Origin of the sequence: Streptomyces albiaxialis (assembly GCF_039530985.1) — a bacterium.
Taxonomy (GTDB): domain Bacteria; phylum Actinomycetota; class Actinomycetes; order Streptomycetales; family Streptomycetaceae; genus Streptomyces; species Streptomyces albiaxialis.
On the sequence record NZ_BAAAPE010000022.1, the window covers coordinates 77,166 to 100,963 of the forward strand.

General features: G+C 73.2%; 15 protein-coding genes. 5 read left to right on the top strand and 10 right to left on the bottom strand.

Features of this window, described 5'->3' with window-relative positions; all coding sequences use genetic code 11:
* Window positions 1–16 precede the first annotated feature (16 nt).
* Window positions 17–3,181: a putative bifunctional diguanylate cyclase/phosphodiesterase gene (locus tag ABD343_RS35300; protein ID WP_344534230.1), complete on the bottom strand. Its 3,165-nt coding sequence runs from the start codon at window positions 3,179–3,181 to the stop codon at window positions 17–19.
* 329 nt (window positions 3,182–3,510) lie between these two features.
* A complete protein-coding gene (locus ABD343_RS35305) occupies window positions 3,511–4,455 on the bottom strand; it encodes a 2-hydroxyacid dehydrogenase (RefSeq protein WP_344534231.1) in 945 nt (314 codons plus the stop codon).
* Between the two features lie 90 nt (window positions 4,456–4,545).
* On the opposite strand from ABD343_RS35305, the gene ABD343_RS35310 reads away from it, so the two are divergent.
* The 3 genes from ABD343_RS35310 (at window position 4,546) to ABD343_RS35320 (ending at window position 7,008) form a co-directional block, all read left to right on the top strand.
* Window positions 4,546–5,541, top strand: a complete 996-nt coding sequence (locus tag ABD343_RS35310) for an aldo/keto reductase (protein ID WP_344534232.1) — start codon at window positions 4,546–4,548, stop codon at window positions 5,539–5,541.
* Between the two features lie 105 nt (window positions 5,542–5,646).
* A complete protein-coding gene (locus ABD343_RS35315) occupies window positions 5,647–6,819 on the top strand; it encodes a PQQ-dependent sugar dehydrogenase (protein ID WP_344534233.1) in 1,173 nt (390 codons plus the stop codon).
* A 15-nt stretch (window positions 6,820–6,834) separates the two neighbouring features.
* A complete protein-coding gene (locus tag ABD343_RS35320) occupies window positions 6,835–7,008 on the top strand; it encodes a DUF6191 domain-containing protein (protein ID WP_344534234.1) in 174 nt (57 codons plus the stop codon).
* On the opposite strand, the gene ABD343_RS35325 is transcribed toward ABD343_RS35320, so the two are convergent.
* From ABD343_RS35325 to ABD343_RS35350, 6 genes are all read right to left on the bottom strand, one after another.
* Window positions 6,977–10,138, bottom strand: coding sequence for a helix-turn-helix transcriptional regulator (locus tag ABD343_RS35325; protein ID WP_344534235.1), 3,162 nt, complete (start codon window positions 10,136–10,138; stop codon window positions 6,977–6,979). The two genes, ABD343_RS35320 and ABD343_RS35325, sit on opposite strands and share 32 nt — an antisense overlap.
* 1 nt (window position 10,139) lies before the next feature.
* Window positions 10,140–10,340 carry a hypothetical protein gene (locus ABD343_RS35330; RefSeq protein ID WP_344534236.1) on the bottom strand — a complete coding sequence of 67 codons (201 nt, stop codon included), beginning with the start codon at window positions 10,338–10,340 and terminating at the stop codon, window positions 10,140–10,142.
* A gap of 103 nt (window positions 10,341–10,443) precedes the next feature.
* Window positions 10,444–11,061, bottom strand: coding sequence for a hypothetical protein (locus ABD343_RS35335; RefSeq protein WP_344534237.1), 618 nt, complete (start codon window positions 11,059–11,061; stop codon window positions 10,444–10,446).
* On the bottom strand, window positions 11,033–13,321 hold the full coding sequence (locus ABD343_RS35340) for an MMPL family transporter (RefSeq protein ID WP_344534238.1): 2,289 nt from the start codon (window positions 13,319–13,321) through the stop codon (window positions 11,033–11,035). Before ABD343_RS35340 ends, ABD343_RS35335 begins: the two co-directional genes overlap by 29 nt.
* 210 nt (window positions 13,322–13,531) lie before the next feature.
* Window positions 13,532–15,655, bottom strand: a complete 2,124-nt coding sequence (locus ABD343_RS35345) for a phosphocholine-specific phospholipase C (protein ID WP_344534489.1) — start codon at window positions 15,653–15,655, stop codon at window positions 13,532–13,534.
* Between the two features lie 230 nt (window positions 15,656–15,885).
* Window positions 15,886–16,392 carry a nuclear transport factor 2 family protein gene (locus ABD343_RS35350; RefSeq protein WP_344534239.1) on the bottom strand — a complete coding sequence of 169 codons (507 nt, stop codon included), beginning with the start codon at window positions 16,390–16,392 and terminating at the stop codon, window positions 15,886–15,888.
* Between the two features lie 111 nt (window positions 16,393–16,503).
* On the opposite strand from ABD343_RS35350, the gene sigJ reads away from it, so the two are divergent.
* Entirely contained in the window at window positions 16,504–17,496 is a 993-nt protein-coding gene (gene sigJ / locus ABD343_RS35355) for an RNA polymerase sigma factor SigJ (protein WP_344534240.1), read from the top strand.
* A 168-nt stretch (window positions 17,497–17,664) separates the two neighbouring features.
* Window positions 17,665–19,500, top strand: a complete 1,836-nt coding sequence (locus ABD343_RS35360) for a glycoside hydrolase family 3 protein (RefSeq protein ID WP_344534241.1) — start codon at window positions 17,665–17,667, stop codon at window positions 19,498–19,500.
* Here ABD343_RS35360 and dnaE read toward each other — a convergent pair.
* Entirely contained in the window at window positions 19,484–23,014 is a 3,531-nt protein-coding gene (dnaE, locus tag ABD343_RS35365) for a DNA polymerase III subunit alpha (RefSeq protein ID WP_344534242.1), read from the bottom strand. The two genes, ABD343_RS35360 and dnaE, sit on opposite strands and share 17 nt — an antisense overlap.
* A gap of 12 nt (window positions 23,015–23,026) precedes the next feature.
* Window positions 23,027–23,572, bottom strand: coding sequence for a TetR/AcrR family transcriptional regulator (locus ABD343_RS35370; RefSeq protein WP_344534243.1), 546 nt, complete (start codon window positions 23,570–23,572; stop codon window positions 23,027–23,029).
* Window positions 23,573–23,798: the final 226 nt, after the last annotated feature.

The window sequence follows — 23,798 nt, forward strand, 5'->3', positions numbered from 1 at the left end:
CGTCAAGCCCTGGGTGTCAAGTGGGTGGGACGGGCGTCTCAGCATTTGAGCGCAAGGGGGGATGGGTCACGGGATCGGGCCCCGCGGCGCCGCCCTGCCGGACCGGGAGCGCGCCCGCGACCACCACGGACCTGCCCGCCGGACTCCCGGGGTGCCCCTCGCTGTGGGCCTTGCCATGGGTGACCCCGCCCTGCGCACCCGGCTGGCGGGACGCGGCCTCCGGCACCGGATAGACCCCGCGGGCGAGCGCGCGGCGCAGCCGGTGCTCGTCCAGCGGACCGGAGAAGACGGCGCCCTGGCCGTGCGTACAGCCCATCTCGCGGAGCGCCGTGGCCTGCTCGGGCAGGTCCACGCCCTCGGCCACCGAGACCAGGCCCAGGTCGCCCGCGATGCGCAGCAGCCCCGCCGTGATCTTGCGCTGCCGGGAGGACTCCACGATCCCGTCGACCAGGCCGCGGTCGAGGCGGAGGATGTCCACGGGGAGCCTGCGGAGCGCGGAGATCGCCGCGTACCCGCTGCCGAAGCCGTCGAGCGCGATGCCGACGCCGAGCCGCCGCAGGGCGGTCAGCCGCCGCTCCAGCTCGTCCAGCGGGATGCGCGGGTCGCTGTCGGACAGCTCCAGGATCAGCACGCCCGGCGCTCCGGGCGGCGCGGGCGGGCCCGCGGGGGCGCTCAGCGCCGTGCCGGAGGGGCCGGGGGCCGCCGCCAGGCCGTGCCGGGCGAGCAGCGCGCCGACGCTGCGCGGGTCCATGCCGGGCTCGGTGAGCCGCCGGGCCGGGATACGGACGGTGACCGGCGCCCCGTATCCCGCGCGCTGCCGGGCGGCGGCCTGCTGCACGGCCTCCTCCAGCAGCCAGCGGCTGACCTCGGCGGCGCGCTCGGTGCCGGCCGCGCGCGCCTCGCGCGCCGAGGCGCCCTCCGTGCGCAGGAACTCCGCGGGCGTGAAGAGGATGCCCTGGGCCGAGCGCCAGCGCGCCTCGGCGGCGACGGCGGTGACCTTGCCGCTCGCCAGCTCGACGATCGGCTGGTGCAGCAGCGCGAACTCCCCGTCGTGCAGCGCGCTGCGCAGCCGCTGGGCCAGCTCGGCGCGCTTGACCACCTCGGCCTGCATCTGCGGCGCGTACAGCTCGACGCGGGCCTTGCCCGCCTGCTTGGCGCGGTACATCGCCAGGTCCGCGTTGCGCATCAGGGCCGTCGGCGAGATGCCGGGCTCGGCGAAGGCGATGCCGATGGAGGCGGCCACCCGCACTTCCGTGCCCTCCACCCGGTACGGGTCGGAGAGGGTGAGGCGGAGGCGGTCGGCGATGTCGTGGATCCGCAGCTCGCGGTCGGGGTCGGCCTGGCCGGGGTCGCCGTCGCCGCGGATGAGCACGGCGAACTCGTCGCCGCCGAGCCGGGCCGCTGTGTCGCCGGAGCGGACGGAGTCGCGCAGCCGCCGTGCCGCGTGCACCAGCAGCTCGTCCCCGGCCTGGTGGCCCACCGTGTCGTTGACGGCCTTGAAGCCGTCGAGGTCGATGAAGAGCACGGCCGTGCCGCCGTCGGTGCCGCGCCGCCCGCCGAGGGCCTGGCGCACGCGGTCGGTGAACAGGGCGCGGTTGGGCAGGTCGGTGAGGGCGTCGTGCGAGGCGTTGTGCTGCAACTGGGCCTGGAGGCGGACGCGTTCGGTCACGTCCCGGCTGTTGAAGATCAGGCCGCCCTGGTAGCGGTTGACCGTCGACTCGATGTTCAGCCAGTGGCCCGCGCCGTGCCGGAAGCGGCACTCGATTCTCGTACACGACTCGTGCTCGGGGGAGCTGGCCAGGAAGCGGCGCAGCTCGTGCAGAACCTGCCCGAGGTCCTCGGGGTGGACGAGGGAGGCCAGCTCGGAGCCGACGAGCTTGTCGCCGTCCCGCCCGTAGACCCCCGCCGCGGCCGGGGAGACGTAGCGCAGTATGCCCGTGGACGCGGTGATCATGATGACGTCGCTGGAGCCCTGGACCAGGGACCGGAAGTGGTTCTCCTTCTGGGCCAGTTCCTGGGTCAGCGTGATGTTGTCGAGCAGCATGATGCCCTGCCGCACGACCAGCGCGAGCACCACGGCGCAGCCGGTGAAGAGCACCACGCGGTCGATCTCGCGGCCGTCCAGCGAGTTGTAGAGGATCCCCAACGTGCAGACGGCGGCGGCGAGATACGGCGTGAGGGCCGCCAGCGAGCCCGCGATGGGGCGGCTGGGACGGTCGCCGCGCGCGGCGGCCTCGCGGGCCGGGGTCACCGGGGCGCGGGGCGGCTCGGGGTCGCCCTCACGGCGGGCCACCCACGGTGCGTACGCGAGCAGGAGCGAGCCGGCGAACCAGCCCGCGTCGAGCAACTGGCCCGACGCGTACCGCTCGCGGAGCATCGGGGAGGTGAACAGCGCGTCGCACAGCACGGTCAGCGCCAGGGCGCCGATCGCGGTGTTGATGGCGCTGCGGTGGGCCGAGGAGCGCCGGAAGTGCAGCGCGAGGACCATGCTCACCAGGACGATGTCCAGCAGCGGATAGGCCAGATTCAGCGCGGCCCTGGCGACCGAGTCGCCCTGCCAGTACGCCGTGTGGGCCAGCGCGAGGGACCAGGAGAGGGTCAGCAGCGAGCCGCCGATGAGCCAGGCGTCGAGGCCGAGGCAGACCCAGCCCGCCCGGGTGACGGGGCGCTTGGCGAGCACCAGCAGGCCGATGATGGCCGGCGGTGCGAAGAGCAGGAAGCAGAAGTCCGCGAGGGAGGGCCGGGGCACGAACTCGCCCAGCACGATCTCGTACCACCCCCAGACCGCGTTGCCCAGCGCTGCCATCAGGGACGAGACGCCGAACAGCACCCAGGCCGGGCGGCTTCCGTCGACGCGCGCTCCGGGGCGGTCGGGCCGGGCACGCTGCGTGTGCGCGTACCACAGACAGGAGGCGGCGGCGAGGAGCGCGGCCGCGCTCAGCCCGAAGTCGCCCATCACCAGGGCGAGGGTCTCGGAGCCCCAGCCGAGGGCCGCCCCCACCGCGTACGCCGCGCAGACGGCGGCGAGGATCAACTGCGGGCGGATGCCCGCGCGTCCGCCGCCCTGGGCGCCGACGCCGGTGCCCGCGCCGGTGCCCGTGCCTGTGCCCGTGCCGCATCCGGCGGGGCGGGGCTGGGTCCAGTACCTGCCCCGCTGCGGGGCCGCTCCGTGGGCACTCATCGCGCCGTCCGAACGGACGGGGGCTTCTTCTCGTACTTGCGCTGCCTGCCGCACTCGCCCGTGGCGGAAAGCGGGGGACGCACACGGCGGTTGGGGTGCCGCGCTGGGCAATCCGTGTGCCGCATCCGGCAGTTCGTCCATTGATCGTGCATTCGCCCGTCGCCCCCCTCGTGTCCGGGTTTCGCCCCCCGCCGGGACGATACACCAGGTTCGTCACTCAGGGACATAGTGCCAATACAGACCGTAACCGCAAGGGGTCACTTCGGCACAGGGCGCAGTCGTACGGATCCGTAGCGTGGCTTCTGACGCCCTGGGAGTGTTTACGGCGACTACGCCACGTCCACCACGTGTTCCAGCGGCTCACCGGCCACCCAGCGCTTCAACTGCTCCCGTAGCAGTCGCCCGGCACGCGGCAGGAAGGCGGAAGTCGCGCCTCCGACGTGCGGGGTGATCAGCACGCCCGGCGCGCGCCACAGCGGATGCGCCCTCGGGAGGGGCTCGGGATCCGTCACGTCGAGCGCCGCCCGGAGCCGACCGTTCCGCGCGGTCTCCGCCACCAGTGCCTCCGTGTCGACCACTCCCCCGCGCGCGACGTTGACCAGCAGCGCCCCGTCCTTCATGAGGCCCAGGAAGCGGGCGTCCGCCAGGCCCCTCGTCGCGTCGGTCAGCGGCACCGTGAGGATCACCACGTCGGCGAGCGGAAGCAGCCGTTCGAGGTCTTCGAGGGCGTGCACGGGACCGTGCGGGGCGGTCCGCGCGGAGCGCGCGACGCGGTGCACGGTGCCGACCTCGAAGGGGCGCAGGCGCTCCTCGACGGCGCTCCCGATCGACCCGTGACCGACGATCAGCACGTGCTTGTCCGCGAGCGCCTGGTGCACGCCGGGCGCCCACTCCCCGTGCTCCTGCGCCCTGACGGATTCCGGGAGGTGACGCAGGGAGGCGAGGGTGAGCGCGAGGGCCAGCTCGGCGGTGCTCGCGTCGTGCACACCCCGGGCGTTGCACACCCGGGTTCCGGCGGGGAGGCGCGGGATGGCGGGAACGAGGTGATCGATCCCCGCGGTCAGCGTCTGGACGACCCGCAGGCCCGTCATCCGCTCCAGGGGACGTACGGAGATCTCGGGCCCCTTCATATAGGGAACGACGTAGAAAGCACAGTTCGCGGGGTCCGCCGGGAACTCCTCCTCGCCGTCCCAGTACCGGTACGTCAGGGAGTCCGGCAGGCCCTCGACGGTGCCGGGGCCGAGGGGGAGCCAGATCTCTGTCGCGTCAGCCATGGCCTCAGGCTAACCGTGATCAGAGGCTGTGCGTGGGGCGTCCGGGGCACCCGCTAGTTTGGGGGCGGTCCAGGAGGGAGTCTCGTCCAGGTGGAGCGCAGGACAATCGGTGCGACAGCCCTCGGGGTGGGCGCGGTCGGGCTCGGGTGCATGCCGATGAGCTGGGCGTACTCCACCTCCGAACAGCGGGGGGAGGAGTCCGTACGGGCGGTGCACGCCGCCCTCGACTCGGGCATGACGCTGCTCGACACGGCCGACATGTACGGCCCGTTCACCAACGAGCTGCTGATCGGCAGGGTGCTGAAGGAGCGGCGCCGGGACGCGTTCGTCTCCACGAAGTGCGGGCTGCTCGTGGGCGAGCAGCACATCGTCGCCAACGGCCGTCCCTCCTACGTGAAACGGGCCTGCGACGCCTCGCTGCGGCGCCTCCAGACCGACGTGATCGACCTCTACCAGCTCCACCGCGCCGACCCCGAGGTCCCGGTCGAGGAGACCTGGGGCGCGATGGCCGAACTGGTGTCGGCGGGCAAGGTGCGGGCACTGGGCTGCTCCGCGGTCGGCGCCCGCGCCGACCGGCGCGCGGGCTCCGGGATGCACGAGGCGACGATACGGCAGCTCGAACGGGTGCAGCAGGTGTTTCCCGTGAGCGGGGTGCAGGCCGAGCTGTCGGTCTGGTCGCGGGAGGCGCTGGAGATCCTGCTGCCGTGGTGCGAGGCGCGGGGCGTGGGCTTCCTCGCCGCGATGCCGCTGGGCAACGGCTATCTGACGGGCACGCTGACGACGGGCGGCGGCTTCGAGCGCGACGACGTACGGGCGCGGCACCCGCGCTTCACCGCGGAGATGATGGCCGCGAACCAGCCGATCGTGGCCGGTCTGCGCAGGGTCGCGCGGCGGCACGGGAACGCGACCCCGGCGCAGGTCGCGCTGGCGTGGCTGCTGGCCCAGGGGCCGCACGTCGTTCCCGTGCCCGGCACGAAGAAGGTCCACTGGGTGCACGAGAACGGGGCCGCCGCCGATCTCGTCCTCACCGCCGAGGATCTGACGGAGATCGCCGCCCTGCCGCGGGCGCGGGGTTCCTGGGAGTAGGCCCGCCCCGGTCGCCCGCGCGGTTCCCCGCGCCCCTTCGGTGCGCTCCCCAGAGGGCACAATTGGGGGCCAGTCACGTGGCGTACGCGGAGAAGGGGCCTCATCGTGGGACGTAGCACCAGGACACCGGCCCGGCTCGGGGGCGTGGCCGTCATCGCCACGGCGCTGCTGGTCAGCGGGTGTTCCTCGGACGGTGACGGCGGGGGTGACGCGCCGCGCCCCGGGACCTCGAAGCCGTCCGGCTCCTCCTCCGGCGACGGCGACAGCACCGCGACCGCGCCGCCCGCGAAGGGCTCGGTGAAGGTCGTCAAGACGGTCGCCACCGGGCTCAAGTCGCCGTGGGGGCTGGCGCGGCTCTCCGGCGGCGACCTGCTGGTCGCCTCGCGCGACACCGGGAAGATCTTCCGCGTCGACGCGGACAGCGGGAAGAAGACCGAGCTGGGCACCGTGCCGGGCGTCTCGCCGGGCGGCGAGGGCGGTCTGCTGGGGCTCGCGGTGCCCGCCGACAACGACAAGATGGTGTACGCGTACTTCACCACCGAGTCCGACAACCGCATCGTGCGGATGCTCTACGACGCGAAGAAGGACAAGGGCAGTCAGCTCGGCGCCCCCGACGTGCTGCTCAAGGGCATCCCGAAGGGCACGATCCACAACGGGGGCCGGATCGCGTTCGGCCCCGACAAGATGCTCTACGCGGGCACGGGCGAGTCCGGCGAGGGCGGCCTCTCGCAGGACAAGGACTCCCTCGGCGGCAAGATCCTCCGGATGACGCCCGACGGCGAGCCACCGGGCCAGGGCAACCCCGAGCGGGACACCGTCGTCTACTCCTACGGCCACCGCAATGTCCAGGGCCTGGACTGGGACGAGGAGAACCGGCTGTGGGCCTCGGAGTTCGGCCAGGACACCTGGGACGAGCTGAACCTGATCGGGCCCGGCAAGAACTACGGCTGGCCCGACGCCGAGGGCAAGGCCGGGGAGAAGGGGTTCACCGACCCGGTCGAACAGTGGAAGCCCGCCGATTCCTCGCCCAGCGGCCTGGCCGTCGCCAAGGGCTCGGTGTGGATGGCGGGCCTGCGCGGGGAGCGGCTGTGGCGGATTCCCCTGAAGGGCACGGAACCTTCCGCGGAGCCCCAGGCGTTCCTGGAGGGGAAGTACGGGCGGCTGCGCAGCGTTGTCCCTGACGGCGCCGGCGGACTGTGGCTGGTGACGAGCGAGACGGACTCGCGCGGGACGCCGGAGAAGGGGGACGACCGTCTCCTCCGGCTGAAGGTGACCTAGCTAGGAGGCGGTCAGGTGTTCAACCTCGCGCAGGAGCTGTTCGCGCCGAGTCAGCGGCACGCGGACGACGAGCGGCAGCGGCTGGAGCACACCCGGGTGGAAGCGGGGAACGCGGACCCGGCCGCGGGGCCCATAGACCTCTCCTCCGGGAAGGTGCTCATCCGCCCGTCCGCGCCCCGGGAGGACTGACCTCACCGTCCGGGCCGAGCAGGCGCAGCCGGAAGGCCATCGCCGCCGCCTCGCCCCGGCCCGCGACGCCGAGCTTGGCGAGGATGCGGGAGACGTGGACGCTCGCCGTCTTCGGGGAGATGTGGAGCCGCTCGGCGATCTGCCGGTTGCTGCGCCCCTCGGAGACCAGCGCGAGCACGTCCCGCTCGCGCCGGGTGAGCCTGAAGGCGTCCGCCGGGGCCTCTCCGCCCTGCGGCTTCTCTCCCTTTCCCTCTTCCCCTCCCCCTGCTTCCTCCAGCGTGATCCGCGCGCGGAGCGCGAGCTGCTCGGCCTCCGCGCGCAGCGGCCCGGCCCCGAGCCGTACGGCTGTCGTGTGCGCGAGGGCGAGCAGCTCCGCGCTCTCCGGCCGCCCTCCCCCGGCGTCCGTCACCAGGGCCTCGGCCTGACCCTGCCGGGCGAGCGCCAGTTCGTACGGCCGCTCCAGCGGTGCGAACGCCGCCGTGGCCTCCGCCCATCTCGCCGGGTCGGCCCGCCCCTCGGCCCGTGTCAGCTCCGCGTCGACGAGCAGTGCGTACGCCTCCCACACGGGCGCGAGGCGCGGCAGGTGGCGGGCCGCGTGGCGCACGCGCTCCAGGACCCCGGGGCGGCCGGGCTCGGCGGCGGGCAGGCCGCGGGCCCGGGACTCGTGCGCCGCCGCCGCGTGCAGCAGCGGCCAGGCGAAGCGGTGCGTGCCGGGCGGGAAGCCGTCGTCCAGCGCGCGCTCCAGCTCGGCCCGGGCGCCGTCGAGGTCCCCGTTCCCGGCGGCGAGGGCCATGGCGGCGAGCCGCAGCCGGACGGTCTTGTGCGGTTCGCGCACCGAAGCCCGGGTCTGTCCGGCGTCCACCACGGCGCCGACGGTCTCCACGGCGTCCGCCAGCGCCGCCGTGTCGCCCGTGGTCCGGGCGAGCCAGGCCCGTACGAGCGCGGCGTAGGCGAGGACGTCGGCGGAGCGCGCGGCGGTGCGGGCCTGCTCCGCGCTGTGGGCCGCCTCCTCCCAGCGGCCCAGGGAGTGCAGGGCCTCGGCGCGGGCCGCGTGGGAGGCGGCGAGGTAGTTGGGGCGGCCGCGCTCGGCGGCGAGGCGGGCGGCGTGCGCGGCCTCAGCGGCGGACTCGGCGGAGCGGCCCGCCGTCTCCAGCTCGACGGCGATGTTGACTGCCGCGAGCGTCCGTACGCCCGAGACGCCCGCCCGCGCGGCCTCGTCCCTGGCCCCGGTGATCTCGGAGAGCCCGCCCTCGACGTCCCCGGATCCGGCCAGCAGCGTGCCGAGGCTGATGCGGGCCTGGAGCCCGATCGCGGTCGCGCCGACGACGCGGGCCAGCTCGGCCGCGCGTACGGCCAGGGCGAGCGCGCTGCGGCCCGGGCGGTGGCGCACGCCCCAGGCGGCGGCGTTGGCGAGCACCTCGGCGTGGACGGCGGACGGCGGCAGGCCGCGCACCAGCTCCTGCGCCCGTACGCTCTCCCGCCAGCCGTCGCCCCTGCCCAGGTCCTCGGTCAGCAGGGCGCGCTTGCCCCAGAACCAGGCGCAGCGCAGCGGGTCCTGCCGCTCGTCCAGCAGCGCGAGGGCGCGCCTGGCCAGGGCGAGGGCGCGCTCGGCCTCGCCGCCCGTACGGGCCGCGACGACGGCCTCGGCGAGCACGTCCACGAGGTGCGGCGGGCCGCCCTCGGGACCCTCCGGGGCGAGCGGCGCGGGGTAGGTGCGGGGGTGGGTGATCGGCGGCAGCGCGTCGCGCGTCGCGTCGGGCACGCGGTCCCACAGCTCGACGGCGCGCTCCAGGAGCTGGTGCTCCTCGGCGTACGCGTGCCTGCCGCGCGCCTCGACGGACGCGGCGAGCACGGCGGGCAGCGCCTTGGCCGCGTCGCCGCCCCGGTACCAGTAGTGCGCGAGGCGCGTCGCGCGCTCCTCCTCCGGTACGAGCGCGGGGTCGGCCTCCAGCTCCGTCGCGTAGCGGCGGCTGATCCGGGCGGCCTCGCCGGGGAGCAGGTCGTCGGAGACGGCCTCGCGCAGCAGGGCGTGCCGGAAGCAGTAGCCCCGGCCGCTGCCGGTGGGCTGGAGGACGTGCCCGCCGACGGCGGCGCGCAGCGCGTCGAGCAGCGCCTCCTCGGGGAGGCCCGCGACGGCACCGAGCAGGGCGTGCTCGACGGCCGAGCCGCCGCCCGCCGCGAGGCGCACCACCTCCTGCGCGGGCTCGGGCAGCGCCTCGACGCGGACGAGCAGCAGGTCGCGGAGGGAGGCGCTGATGCCCCCGGCCGCTTCCCCGCGCGCCTCCCCGCCTTCCCCGTCCGCTCCGGCGCTCGACTCGGTCAGCTCCTCGACGAAGAACGGGATGCCCTCCGAGCGCCGGAAGACCCTGTCCACCAGCCCGTTCTCGGGTTCGGTGACGCCCTGGATGCCCGCGATCTGGGCGCGGGTCTCGGCGCGCGTGAGCCGGGGCACCTCGACGCGCCGCACGGTGCGCAGCCGGTCCTGCTCGGCGAGGAAGGGGCGCAGGGGGTGGCGGCGGTGGATGTCGTCGGTGCGGTAGGTGGCGAGGAGGACGAGCCGGGAGGGGCGCAGGGAGCGGCAGAGGTAGCCGAACAGCTCGCGGGTGGAGCGGTCGGCCCACTGGAGGTCCTCCAGCGCGAGGACCACGGTGCGCGGGGCGGCGAGGCGTTCGAGGAACTGGGCCGTCAGCTCGAAGAGCCGGGCCCGGCCGCCGTCCTCCTCCTCGTACGCCGAGCCGGCCGCCGCGTCTCCCCGTGGGGGCGGCGCGAGGTCGGGGAGGAGCCGGGCGAGTTCGGCCGCGCGCCCGGCGCTCGCTGCGGTCAGCTCCGCGCCGCCCAGCTCGCGGTGGAGGCCGCGCAGCGCGGTGGTGACGGGGGCGAACGGGAGGCCGTCGGCGCCCAGTTCGAGGCAGCCGCCGACGGCGGTGACCGCGCCGGTCGCGCGCGCCCGGTCCAGGAACTCCCGCAGCAGCCGGGTCTTGCCGACGCCCGCCTCGCCGCCGATCATCAGCCGCTGCGGCCCCTCGCCGCGGCATGCGAGGTCCAGCGCCTCGGTGAGCGTGGCGAGTTCGGCGGCGCGGCCGACGAAGACGGGGCTGACGGCGGTCTGCTGGGGCACGTCCTCCAGCATCTCACCCGGTCCAGCGCCGCTTCCGGGCGAGCGGGCGCCGGCGGCGGCCCTTCGCCCTCCGGGCCCGGGCGGCGAGCCGGGCGAGCCGGTCCTCCTCCGCCTCCCGGCGCAGGGTGGTCAGGCGGATGCGGTGGATCTCGTCGTCGTACAGCATGCGGGTCCCCTCCGTGGCGTGGAGTGCGAGCGTCTTTCCACCGCTCACGCTCCTCGCTGAGGAGGGGGTCCCACATCGGGCAACTGCCTCGTCCTGGGCCTCGGGAAGCCTTACGAAGAGGCCGGTGCCGCCTTACGGTCCGCTCCGCGTCCTACTGCGCGGGCATCTGGGGCTGGGGGGCCGGCGCGTCGGGCTGCGACGCGAAGAGGTCGAAGTACATGCCGCCCGCGACGAGCAGGCCGATGACGCCCAGGACGAGGCCTCCGGCGCAGACGGCCTTGACCCAGGTGCGACCGCCGGTCCTGTTGGCGAGGGCGGCGAGCAGGACGCCGCCGACGACCACGGCGAGCACCGCGAAGATCCCGTTGATCATCGCGGTGGCGTGCCAGGGGGCGCCGTAGACGGCGTTGACGGCGTCGCCCCCGCCGCCCTGCTGGGAGCTGCTCTCGATCTGGCCGATGAGCTGCTTGCGCTCGCGGAACATCTCGCTGAGCGGCGTGCCCATCACGGAGGCGAGGCCCAGCCCGGCGCTGACGACGGCTCCGGCGCCGAAGCCCCAGCCGGACGCGCTCTTCTCGGCGGGCTCGCTCTGCTCGCCGGTTTCGCTCTGCTCGCCGGTCTCGCCCGTCTCGCCGGTCTCGGCGGCCGGGGTCTCCTCGTCCGCCTCGGTCCCGGTGGTCTCCGGCTCCTCGGAGACCGGGGCGGTGTCCTCCGGCTCCTTGTCCAGGTCGGTCTCGGTCTTAGTCTTCGTGTCGCTCTCGGTAGCCATGGGGCGTCACCGTAGGGGCCGATTCTGAGAGTCCGATGAGAGACGGCGTGCGCGGCCCGGCGATGGTCACCGAGGACTCCTCGGGACCGCTCACCGGCTCCCTCACCGGCTCCTCCGGCGGCTCGATGCTCAGCCGCGGCAGCCGGCGCTCCAGCCAGCCGGGGAGCCACCAGTTGGCGCCGCCCAGCATGTGCATCAGCGCGGGGACGAGCAGCGTGCGCAGCACGAACGCGTCGAGCGCGACGGCGGCGGCGAGCGCGATGCCGAACATGGCGATGATCCGGTCGCCGCTGAGCACGAAGGCGCCGAAGACGGCGATCATGATGACGGCCGCCGAGTTGATCACGCGGCTGGTCTCCGAGAGGCCCACGCGGACGGATCTGCGGTTGTCGCCGGTCAGCCGCCATTCCTCGTACATGCGGCTGACCAGGAACACCTGGTAGTCCATCGAGAGCCCGAAGAGCACCGAGACCATGATCACGGGGAGGAACGGCTCGATCGGGCCCGCGCTGCCCAGGCCGAGCAGCTCGCTGCCCCAGCCCCACTGGAAGACGGCGACGACGACGCCGAAGGCGGCGGCCACGGCGGCGACGTTCATCGCGGCGGCCTTGAGCGGGATGCCGACGCTGCGGAAGGCGAGGAGCAGCAGCAGGCAGCCCAGCCCGATGACGACGCCGACGAAGAGCGGCAGCTTGCCGATGATGACGTCCGCGAAGTCGTCGTAACTGGCGGTCATGCCGCCGACGTGGACGTCGAGCGTGGTGCCGTGCTCGGTGTCGGGCAGGACCTCGCCGCGCAGCCGGTCGACGAGGGCGGAGGTGTCCTGGGACTGCGGGGAGCTGTCGGGGACGACGGTGATCACGCCGGTGTCGCCGCTGCCGTTGAACTCGGGCCCGCTGACGTGGGCGACGCCGGGGGTCTCCCGCAGCGTCTTTGGGAGCTCGTCGAAGGCGAGCCGGTCGCCCGCGCCGTCCAGCTCGCCGACGAGGGTGAGCGGCCCGTTCGTGCCCGGCCCGAAACCGTCCGCGAGCAGGTCGTACGCCTGCCGGGTGGTGCTGGCCGAGGGGTTGTTGCCCTGGTCGGAGGTGCCCAGGTGGAGGCCCAGGGTGGGCAGCGCGAGGACCGTCATCAGCGCGATGGCGCAGACGCCGAGGAGCTTGGGGTGCCGCTCGACGAACGCCGACCAGCGCACGGCGAAGCCCGTGGGCCGCTCCGGGCGCGGCCCCTCCTCCCGGAGTCGCCGCCGCTCGCGGCGTCCCAGGGCGCGGGTGCCGATGACGCCGAGCAGCGCGGGGAGCAGGGTGACGGAGGCCGCGACGGTGAGGACGACGGTGAGCGAGGCGGCGAGCGCGACGCCGTTGAGGAAGCTGAGCCGGAGGATGAGCATGCCCAGCAGCGCGATGCAGACGGTGGCCCCGGCGAAGACCACGGCGCGGCCCGAGTGGGCGATGGCGCGCTCGGCCGCCTCCCCGACCGGGAGCCCGGCTCTGAGGCCCTTGCGGTGCCGGGTGACGATGAAGAGCGCGTAGTCGATGCCGACGCCGAGGCCGATGAGCATGCCGAGCATGGGGGCGAAGTCGGCGACGGTCATGGCCTGGCTCAGCAGCCCTATGCCGGAGGCGGCGGTGCCGACGGCGACGACGGCGGTGATCAGCGGCAGCGCGGTGGCCGCGAGCGAGCCGAAGGCCAGGAAGAGCACGACGGCCGCGACCGCGAGCCCGATGACCTCGGCGAGCTGCGCCTTCGGCGCCTCGGTGAGCGCGACGCCCGCTCCCCCGGCCTCGACCTGGAGCCCTTCGACGTCGCCCTCGGCGGCGTGTGCGGCGTCCACGACGTGCCGGACCTCGTCCACGCTCAGCTCGTCGGCGGGCGCGTCGAAGGCGACCGAGGCGTAGGCCGTACGGCCGTCCTCGCTGATCTGGGCCTCGCCCTCGGTCCCGTAGGGGCCGCGTACGGAGGCGACGCCGGGCAGGCTCTCGACCTCGCGCAGCGCGTCCGTCATGCGGCTCTCGACGGCGGCGGCGCGCACGGTGCCCTTGTCGGTGTGCCACACGAGGGTGTCGCTGTCGCCGCTGCGGTCCGGGAAGGCGCTCTCCAGCCGCTCGGCCGCGTGTCCGGACTCGGTGCCGGGCGCCTCGTAGTCGTTCGAGTACGCGCTGCCGGTGACGGCTGCCGCCGCCGCTGTGCCGGCGAGGGCCACGAACCAGAGCACCAGGACGACGGCGCGGTGCCTCAGACACCATCGAGCGAGAGCGGTCACGGGCGGTCGCCTGCTTCCCGGGTAGTGCTGCGCCGAGCACACCCGGGAGTGCGGGCGGGGCCGTGCGCGGGGACGGGGATTCCGGTTTCCGTGCAGAGTGCCATCGTCGGGAGATCCTTTGAGACCTTTGTGGCAATAGCCACAAGGTGTCGCCGAGCGGAACTCCGTACCGGTTCGCCGGGAACTCGCCCCCGCTGTGCCCCTCGCGTCTCAGCCGGTCACGGACTCCTCTCCGTTCTCGATGTGCCCCATCAGGCGACGCCTGAAGGAGTCGTCCGTGTCCGTCGTGAGGGCGAGGTCGTACCAGCCTTGTGCCCCGGCCGTGCGGTGCGTCACCGTCCGGGTGCCGCCCGCGGCGACCCGGATCGCGCGGGGCGCGGCGTCCGTGTACGCGAGGGGCTCCAGCCGGAAGGTCAGCGTCCGGTCGCCGTGGTTGGCCACGGTCAGGTGCAGCTCGCGGCGGCGGGCGCCGACGCGGCTGGTCACCTCGACGGCCGCGGCGGCTCCGCCGGACTTCCCGGCGAACTCGCGGCGGAAGCCGTTGGGCCCGGTCAGCACGAGGTCGTAGGCCCCGTCCTCGACCGGCACGGTCACCTCGGCCTCGTCCCCGGCGCCGACGTCGTGGTGGCGGGGCGTGGCGTACTCGCCCGCGTACGGGAGGAGCGCGAAGTGCGCGCTCTCCCTGCCGCCGTTGCGCAGGGTGAGACGGAAGGCGTCCTTGCCGTCGTAGGCGCCGTACGCGTCGGGCTGGTACGGGAGGGCGCGGGCCGGGCGGGTGCCGTGCTCCTGCTCGGGCATGCGCTGCTCCTTCGGCGGCTGAGGCTTCCACCGCTCCTTGAAGGGCGGGATCTCGCCGGGCTTCTCCGTACGGGGCTGGGCCCTGGCCCGGGAGAAGTCGAACGCGGCGGTGAGGTCGCCGGTGACCGCGCGCCGCCAGGCGGTGATGTTGGGCTCGCGCACCCCGGTCCACTTCTCCAGGAACTGGATGACCGAGGTGTGGTCGAAGACCTGCGAGCAGACGTAGCCGCCCACGGTCCAGGGCGAGATGACGGTCATCGGCACCCGCATCCCGAGCCCGGTCGGGCTGCCCTGCCACTCCTCGGACGCGGTGCCCTGCGGGGGCACGGGCGGCGGGACGTGGTCGAAGTAGCCGTCGTTCTCGTCGAAGGTGAGGAAGAGGGCCGTGTGCCGCCAGGTCTCCGGGTTACGGCCGAGGGCGTCCAGCACCTTGTAGACGAACGCGGCGCTCTGGATGGGCGAGGACGCGCCCGGGTGTTCGCACTCCAGCGCGGACGGGACGAGATAGCTGACCTCGGGCAGCTCGCCCGCGTCGACATCCCGCGCGAACGCCTCGGCCGTCGAGCCCGGCTTCCCCCGGAAGAGGGCACGGTCGAAGAGGCGCCGCTCGCTCTCGCTGAGCGCGGCCAGGCCCTCGTCCAGCTTGGCGAGCAGCAGCTTGCGCCAGTCCTCGTCGGGGGCCTCGGCCATCTTCTTGTAGAAGGCGGTCATGTTCTCGGCGCCGTCGACCTTCGCGAGCGCCTTCTTCCCCACGGCCTTGAAGGAGGCGAAGAACTCCAGGTTGTTGTCCGTGAAGTTGTCCCACTCCTGGTAGACCTTCCAGGAGTGCCCGGCCTCCTCCAGCCGCTCGGCGTAGGTCTTCCAGGAGTAGCCGGGGTGGGTGTCCTCCTCGTACGCGTCGTTGCCGACGGCCCGCTTCTCCGTGCCCGGCTCGAAGCCGGTCCAGCCGCTGACGAGATGGTTGCGGTTGGGGCTGGTGGAGCTGTGGATGGAGGAGTGGTAGGCGTCGCAGATCGTGAAGGTGTCGGCCAGCTCGTACTGGAGCGGGATGTCCTTCCGGTCGTAGTGCGCCATCGTCGAGGCGGTCTTGGCGGTGACCCAGTTGTCCATCCAGCCCTTGTGCCAGGCGGAGGAACCGCCCTCCCAGCCGTGGTCGAGGTCGCTGATGTACTGCGCCTCCTGCTTCTGCGCCGCCGCGGCCTCGCGGACGGAGAAGGGGAGGACGGTGCCCGCGCCGAGGGCTCCCGGCTGCTCGAAGACGCTCTTGCCGGTGGGCAGCCGGACGGCGTTGCGGTCGGCGTAGCCGCGGACGCCGCGCAGGGTGCCGAAGTAGTGGTCGAAGGACCGGTTCTCCTGCATGAGGATCACCACGTGCCGGATCTCGCCGAGTCCGCCCTTGCCCGGACGGCCGGCCTGGCCCGCCTGCGCGGCGATGGCCGACTGGAGGGAGGGCGGCAGCAGCGAGCCCGCGGCCGCGGCTCCGGCGGCTCCGGCAGCCCCGGCGGCCAGCGTCCCCAGTACGCGCCGCCGCGACATTCCCTCGTTGGCCTCGCCCTCGTCCGCCCTGCCCTCGCTCACCGCGCCGCCTCTCAAAGGTTCGTGTGCATGCCATTGATGCGTTACGGCGGGGACGGTAGCGAAGGAAAGTGACGACGGGTAGGGCTCAGGGCGAACCTTTCCCCAACCCGGGCCGCGCGCGCCGACCCGGCGACCGCCGGCGCCGCCGCCACGACGGCACGGTCACCGGGTGCGTCAGCGGTCCCCGGTCAGTGGGCGTCGCGCGGCGGCGGGCCGCCCGCCAGCGGGGTGGTGTCGACGTACCGCAGCTCGTAGACGCGGCTGGTGAACCGCCAGCCGTCCGGGGTGCGCCGGTAGCGGTCGTGGTAGATCGCGATGTTCTGGTGCGCGCCGCCTTCACGGAAGCGGCCCAGTTCCACGAGGTACGCGCGCCCCGTGGCGGTGTCGCCCTCCAGCCGGACCGTGCCGGGGTGCGTGGTCTGGGTGAAGAACTCCCAGTTGCCCTGGAGCCGTTCGACCCCGGCGCGGATCGCGTCCCTGCCCTTCATCTCGATGCCGCCGGCCGGGATCCGCACCTGGCCGTCCTCGGTGAACAGCGCCGCGAGGCGGTCGAAGTCCTTCATCATGACCGCGTCCGTGAACTCGCCGGTCAGTACGGTGATCTCGAAACGGTCCAGGGTGTCCCGGAACCCGTTCTCCGGGTCCTTCCGCTCGCCCGTCCGCGCGTCCGTCCGCTCGCTCGTCCGCTCGCTCATGGCTTTCTCCTCGTTCCGTCGGAGTCGTCGTGCTCTCCCGACGGGGCGGGATGCCCGAACGTCAGGCCGGGTGCCGGACCTCACAACGCGGCGGGCTGTTTCGTCGTCTGTATGAGGGACCACGCGACCGAGGAGCTGCACGACATGACGACCACCCCGCACGAGCCCGGACTGGGCGCGATCATGAGCGAGCGGCGGCAGCTCACCAACGTCGCCTACCGGCTGCTGGGCTCCCTGGCCGACGCCGAGGACGTGGTGCAGGAGACGTACGCCCGCTGGTACGCGATGTCCGCGCGGCAGCGGGCGGCCATCGACTCCCCCGGCGCCTGGCTGACGAGGGTCGCGAGCCGTATCTGCCTCGACCAGCTCCGCTCGGCCCGCGCCCGGCGCGAACGGTATGTGGGCGCCTGGCTGCCCGAGCCGCTGCCCGGGAGCACGGAGTGGCTCACCGGTCCCACGGGCGAGGGCTCCGCCGACCCGGCGGACCGGGTCACGCTCGATGAGTCGGTGGGCATGGCCTTCCTCGTCGTCCTCGATTCGATGACTCCGGCCGAGCGCGTCGCGTTCGTGCTGCACGACGTGTTCCGCTTCTCCTTCACCGAGGTGGCCGGGATCGTCGGCCGTACGCCGGCGGCGTGCCGCCAGCTCGCCTCGTCCGCCCGCCGCCGCGTCCGGTCCTCGCGGGACACGGCGGCGCCGGACGGGGCGGAGGGGGAGAGCAGGACGGCGACGGCGCCGGGCCACGCGGAGGTCGTACGGGAGTTCAAGAAGGCGTGGGAGGAGCGGGACATCGAGGCCCTCGTCGGCCTCCTCGACCCCGCGGCCACGGCCGTCGCCGACAGCGGCGGGCTCGTCACCGCCGTGCTCGAACCCATCGTGGGCGGCGAGCAGGTCGCGCGGGGCTGTCTCGACATCGCCGGGAAGGTGCCGGGGCTCACCCTCGTGGAGCGGACGGTCAACGGCCAGGCCGGGCTGGTGATCGAGCTGGACGGCGTCATCATGGCGGTGATCGCGTTCGATGTCGCGGACGGCCGCGTCCACCGCCTCTGGGCCATGCGGAACCCGGAGAAGCTCAGGCCCTGGACGCACCCGTCGGGGTCGTGACCTCGCGGTAGTCCTCCGGCGCCGCCGCGGACCCCTCCGCGGCGGCGGCCCGGCGCCCCTCTCCCCACCCCTCGCGCCGCGCCGAAGACCTCCGTTGAGAGCGTTCCCAGAACGGCGGTCCGCCTCTAGCTTGTGCGGCGACAGTGGCCGTCGTCCTGGGAGGGGATCGTGAGACGAGGGATCCGGTACCGGTTGGGGATCGGCGTGGGCGTGCTCGCGTTGTGCGCGGGGGCCGTGGGGGTGGCGCCCGCGGGGGCCGACAGCGGGCGGCCCGCGTACAGGGACGCCCGGCTGCCCACCGAGGCGCGCGTGGGCGACCTGTTGTCGCGGATGACGCTCGACGAGAAGCTCGGGCAGATGACGCAGGCCGAGCGGGGGGCGCTCGCCCCTCAGCAGGAGGACCTGGCGAAGTACGGGATCGGCTCCGTGCTCTCGGGCGGCGGATCGGCCCCGGCGACGAACACGCCGGCCGCCTGGGCCGACATGTACGACAGCTTCCAGCGCACCGCGCTCGGCACGCGGCTCGGCATCCCCATGATCTACGGGGCCGACGCCGTGCACGGGCACAACAACGTCAAGGGCGCGACGGTCTTCCCGCACCACATCGGGCTCGGGGCGGCCCGCGACGCCCGGCTCACCGAGCGGATCGGGCGGACGACCGCGGAGGAGATGGCCGGGACCGGCGTCGACTGGAACTTCGCCCCGTGCCTGTGCGTGGCCCGCAACGACCGCTGGGGACGGACGTACGAGTCGTACGGCGAGACCCCGCAGCTCCCCACCGTCCTCGGGGCCGCCGAGATCGAAGGGCTCCAGCACCGGCTCGGCGACCCCGGCGTGCTGGCCACCGCCAAGCACTATGTCGGGGACGGCGGTACCGAGGGGGGCGACGACCAGGGCGACACCCGGATCAGCGAGAAGGAGCTGCGTGCCACGCACCTGCCGCCGTTCCGGAAGGCCGTCCGGGAGGGCGTCGGCTCCGTCATGGTCTCGTTCAGCAGTTGGAACGGGCAGAAGCTGCACGGGCACAAGTACCTGATCTCCGACGTGCTCAAGAAGGAGCTGCGCTTCAAGGGCTTCGTGGTCTCCGACTGGGCCGGGATCGACCAGCTCGACGGCGAGGAGGGCTTCACCGGGGAGGAGGTGCGGACCGCCGTCAACGCCGGGATCGACATGGTGATGGTGCCGAACGACTACAAGAAGTTCCTCACCCTGCTCCGGGAGGAGGTCGATGCCGGGCGCATCCCCATGTCCCGCGTGGACGACGCCAACCGGCGCATCCTCGCCCAGAAGTTCCGCCTCGGCCTCTTCGAGCGGCCCTTCACCGACCGGTCCCGCACCGATGATGTCGGGTCCGGCGAGCACCGGGCCCTTGCCCGGCAGGCCGTACGCGCGTCGCAGACGCTGCTGAAGAACGACGACGGCGTCCTCCCGCTCAAGAGGAAGAGCAAGATCTTCGTCGCGGGCAAGAACGCCGACGACATCGGCAACCAGTCCGGCGGCTGGACGATCACCTGGCAGGGCCAGAGCGGCGACATCACCCCGGGGACGACGATCCTGGAGGGCATGCGGGAGCGCGCGAAGGACGTCACGTACGACCGGAACGGCGAGGGCATCGACAAGAGTTACGACGTCGCCGTGGCCGTCGTCGGGGAGAAGCCCTACGCCGAGTTCGAGGGCGACCGGCCCGGCGCCATGGGGCTCGACGACGAGGACCTGGCCGCCCTGAAGCGGCTGAAGTCCTCCGGCGTGCCCGTCGCCGTCGTGCTCGTCTCCGGGCGGCCCCTGGACATCGCGGACCAGCTCCCCGGCTGGGACGCGCTGCTGGCCTCCTGGCTGCCGGGAACGGAGGGGAACGGCGTGTCCGACGTGCTGTTCGGCGCGTACCGGCCCACCGGCAAGCTGCCGGTGAGCTGGATGCGCGACGCCGCGCAGCAGCCGGTCAACGTCGGCGACGGCAAGCGCCCGCTGTTCCCGTACGGCTACGGGCTCACGTACCGGCGCTGACGGCGACCGCCACCTTCAGGTCCGCCCACAGCGCGGGGCCCGCGGTGACGTGGTCGGCCAGACGGTAGACCGTCGTCCTCGTGCGGCCCCGCACGCTGAGGTGGACCTCCGAGGGGCCCGGGTGTGCCCGCAGCACGGTCCTGAGCGCGTGGACCGACTCCGGGGTGACCTGGGCCTCGCGGAGGTGGAGCCGGACGGGCGCGTGCCCGCCGGCCTCCGCGAGGTCCGGGACGGCCAGCTCGGTGGCGACGAGCCGGGGCACGTCCTCGCGCCGGTCGAGACGGCCGGTGACCAGCACGATCGTGTCCTCCGTGAGCCGGGTGGACACGAGCTGGTAGGTGGCGGGGAAGAACATGCACTCCAGCGACCCCGCCAGGTCCTCGACGGTGGCGACGGCCCAGGGGCTGCCCTGCTTGGTCACCTTCCGCTGGAGCCCGGAGACGATGCCGCCGACGGTGACGACGGCGCCGTCCGCGAAGTCGCCGCCCGTGAGCTGGGAGACCGCGGCATCGGCCTTCTCGCGGAGCAGGTGCTCGACGCCGAAGAGGGGGTGGCCGGAGACGTAGAGCCCGAGCATCTCCCGTTCCTGGGCGAGGAGATACGGCTTCTCCCACTCCTCGGGGGAGAAGGCGACGTCCAGGCCGAAGGCGGGCCCGGACTCCCCGCCCCCGCCCCCGTCACCGAACAGGTCGAACTGGCCCTCGGCCTCCTTCCGCTTGACCCGCACCACCGTGTCGATCATCGGCTCGAAGGCCGCGGCGAGGCCCTTGCGGGTGTGGCCCAGGCCGTCGAAGGCCCCGGCCTTGACCAGGGACTCGACGGTCCGCTTGTTGCAGACGACCTCCTCGACCTTCTCCAGGAAGTCGGGGAAGGAGGCGTACCGCCCCTTCGCCTTCCGGCACTTCACCACCGAGTCCACGACGTTCTGCCCGACGTTCCTGACCGCCGTGAGGCCGAAGAGGACCGTGGAGTCGTCGCGTGAGACGAAGTCGGCCTCGGACTCGTTGACGTCCGGGGGCAGCACGGTGATGCCCATCTTGCGGCACTCGTTGAGGTAGACCGCCGACTTGTCCTTGTCGTCGCGGACCGAGGTGAGCAGCGCGGCCATGTACTCGGCGGGGTAGTTGGCCTTGAGATACGCGGTCCAGTACGAGACGAGCGCGTACGCCGCCGCGTGCGCCTTGTTGTATGCGTATCCCGCGAAGGGCACGAGCACGTCCCACACGGCCTGGATCGCCTCGTCGCTGTAGCCCCGCTCCCGGCAGCCCTCGCGGAAGGGCACGAACTCCTTCTCCAGGACCTCGGCCTTCTTCTTGCCCATGGCGCGGCGCAGCAGGTCGGCCTGGCCGAGCGAGTAGCCCGCGAGGGCCTGCGCGGCCTTCTGCACCTGCTCCTGGTAGACGACCAGCCCGTAGGTGAGGCCGAGGACGTCGCGCAGGGGCTCCTCCAGCTCGGGGTGGATCGGGGTGATCTCCTGCTGGCCGTGCTTGCGCAGGGCGTAGTTGACGTGCGAGTTCATCCCCATCGGGCCGGGCCGGTAGAGCGCGGTGACGGCGATGATGTCCTCGAAGTGGTCGGGCCGCATCTGCCGCAGCAGCGAGCGCATGCCGCCGCCGTCGAACTGGAAGACGCCGAGCGTGTCGCCCCTGCCGAACAGCGCGTACGTCGCGGCGTCGTCGAGCGGGAGCGACAGCAGGTCGAGGTCGACGCCCTTCGTGCGGCGGATCATCCGGACGGCGTCGTCGGTGATGGTGAGGTTGCGCAGCCCGAGGAAGTCCATCTTGAGCAGGCCGAGCGACTCGCAGCTCGGGTAGTCCCACTGCGTGATCGTCACGCCGTCGGTGTGCCGCACCCACACCGGGACGTGGTCGGTGACGGGCTCGCTGGACATGATGACGCCCGCCGCGTGCACGCCCATCTGCCGCACCAGGCCCTCGACGCCACGCGCGGTGTCGATCACCTTCCGCACGTCCGGCTCGTTCTCGTACAGCGCCCGCACCTCGCCCGCCTCCGCGTGGCGGGGGTGCGCGGGGTCGGTGATGCCGGACAGGTCGATCCCCTTGCCGCCCACGTCGGCGGGCATGGCCTTGGTGATGCGGTCGCCCATCGCGTACGGGTAACCGAGCACCCGGGCCGAGTCCTTGATCGCGTTCTTGGCCTTGATCGTGCCGTACGTGCCGATCATCGCGACCTTGTCGGCGCCGTACTTCTCGGTGACGTACCGGATGACCTCCACGCGCCCGCGCTCGTCGAAGTCGATGTCCACGTCCGGCATGGAGACCCGCTCGGGGTTGAGGAACCGCTCGAAGATCAGCCCGTGCGCGAGCGGGTCGAGGTCGGTGATGCCCATCGCGTACGAGACGAGGGACCCGGCGGCCGAGCCGCGCCCGGGCCCGACGGCGACGCCGTTCTCCTTCGCCCAGTTGATGAAGTCGGCGACGACGAGGAAGTAGCCGGGGAACCCCATCTGGACGATCACGTCCATCTCGTACGCCGCCTGCCGCTCGTACTCCTCCCCCACGCCCTCCGGGAAGCGGCGGCGCAGCCCGCGCGCGACCTCCTCGCGGAACCAGGTGACCTCCGTGTACCCGTCGGGCACGTCGAAGCGGGGCATCAGGTCGCGCTTGGTGAACATGCCGTCGGTCTCGACGCGTTCGGCGACGAGCAGCGTGTTGCGGCAGCCCTCCTGCCAGGCCTCCGAGGAGTCGATCGCGTACATCTCCGCGGCGGACTTCAGGTGATAGCCCGAGCCGTCGAAGCGGAAGCGGTCCGGGTCGGCGAGGCTCTTGCCCGTCTGGATGCACAGCAGCGCGTCGTGCGCCGCGGACTCGTGCGCGTAGGTGTAGTGCGAGTCGTTGGTGACCAGGGGCGGGATGCCGAGCCTGCGGCCGATGGCGAGGAGCCCGTCGCGGACGCGGCGCTCGATCCCGAGACCGTGGTCCATCAGCTCCAGGAAGTAGGAGTCCTTCCCGAAGATGTCCCGGTAGTCGGCCGCCGCCCGGAGGGCCTCCTCGGGCTGCCCGAGCCGCAGCCGCGTCTGCACCTCTCCCGAGGGGCAGCCGGTGGAGGCGATCAGCCCCTCGGACCACTCGGCGAGGCTCTCCTTGTCCATGCGCGGCCACTTCTGCAGCCAGCCCTCGGCGTACGCGTCGGAGGAGAGCCGGAAGAGATTGTGCAGGCCCGTCGCGTTGCGGGCCCAGAGCGTCTTGTGCGTATAGCCGCCGGAGCCGGAGACGTCGTCCCGCTTCTGGTGCGGCTGGCCCCACTGGACCTTCCGCTTCAGCCTGCGCGAGGCGGGCGCGACGTACGCCTCGATGCCGATGACGGGCGTGATGCCCGCGTCGGCGGCCCGGTGGAAGAAGTCGTAGGCCCCGTGCAGATTGCCGTGGTCGGTCATGGCCAGGTGCGTCATGCCGAGGTCGGCGCAGGCGCGGAAGAGGTCGGAGAGCCGGGCCGCGCCGTCGAGCAGCGAGTACTGGGTGTGGACGTGCAGGTGGGCGAAGGGCTCGGACACCGTCCCCTCCCGTCAGCCGTCGGCGAGGTGGTCCGCGAGCGCGCGCAGGGCGCGCACCACGTCGGCTCCCGAGGGGGCGCTGTCGGGGTCGATCAGCCACTGCTGGGTGAGCCCGGCGGTGAGCGCCATGTGCACGGAGCCCACGGCACGGGCCTCGTCCGGGTCCTCGATGCCGTACAGCTCGGCGGAGAGCGCGGCGCGCGCGCCCGCGTACGCCTCCGCGATCTGCCGCCGGATCTCGGGGGTGCGCTCGGCCTCGGCCTGCGCCTCCAGCGCGGCGACGAGCACCGGGCGGTCCTCGTCGCCGGGGGCCGCGACCCGCTGCCAGTACCGCTCGTCGGCCGTCCCGGCGGCGTGCGAGACCCGGTCGCCCCACTCGTGGACGACCTCCAGCAGGGCCGCGTTGAGCAGGGCCTCCTTCGAGCCGTAGTGGTAATTGATCGTCCCCACCGGCGCGTTGTTCGCGGCGGCGGCGATGTCGCGCGAGGTCGTGCGTGCGTAGCCGCGCTCCTCCAGGCAGCGCTTGGCGCCCGCCATGAGCTGTTCACGGTGTCCCATGGGGCGACACCCTACACACTTTTGAACACCGGTTCAGAACGCAGGTTCAGAACATCGGTTCAGAACATTGGTTCAGGGTGGCGGCTCACGGCGCGTACACTCTCCGTATGGGACATACGCATACGGTGAAGGAGAGCCCGGTCCGGGCACTTCACTCGCGGGGTCCCGACGCGCCCCGGGCGCGCTGCCGCGCGCTGCACGGCCACGGCTAGCGACCTTTCACGGC

What these genes read in the sequence shown, in the direction of transcription:
- ABD343_RS35300 (WP_344534230.1), bottom strand. Translation starts at nt 3,181, where the DNA reads ATGAGTGCCCACGGAGCGGCCCCGCAGCGGGGCAGGTACTGGACCCAG.
- ABD343_RS35305 (WP_344534231.1), bottom strand. Translation starts at nt 4,455, where the DNA reads ATGGCTGACGCGACAGAGATCTGGCTCCCCCTCGGCCCCGGCACCGTC.
- ABD343_RS35325 (WP_344534235.1), bottom strand. Translation starts at nt 10,138, where the DNA reads ATGCTGGAGGACGTGCCCCAGCAGACCGCCGTCAGCCCCGTCTTCGTC.
- ABD343_RS35335 (WP_344534237.1), bottom strand. Translation starts at nt 11,061, where the DNA reads ATGGCTACCGAGAGCGACACGAAGACTAAGACCGAGACCGACCTGGAC.
- ABD343_RS35345 (WP_344534489.1), bottom strand. Translation starts at nt 15,655, where the DNA reads ATGTCGCGGCGGCGCGTACTGGGGACGCTGGCCGCCGGGGCTGCCGGA.
- ABD343_RS35350 (WP_344534239.1), bottom strand. Translation starts at nt 16,392, where the DNA reads ATGAGCGAGCGGACGAGCGAGCGGACGGACGCGCGGACGGGCGAGCGG.
- sigJ (WP_344534240.1), top strand. Translation starts at nt 16,504, where the DNA reads ATGAGGGACCACGCGACCGAGGAGCTGCACGACATGACGACCACCCCG.
- ABD343_RS35370 (WP_344534243.1), bottom strand. Translation starts at nt 23,572, where the DNA reads ATGGGACACCGTGAACAGCTCATGGCGGGCGCCAAGCGCTGCCTGGAG.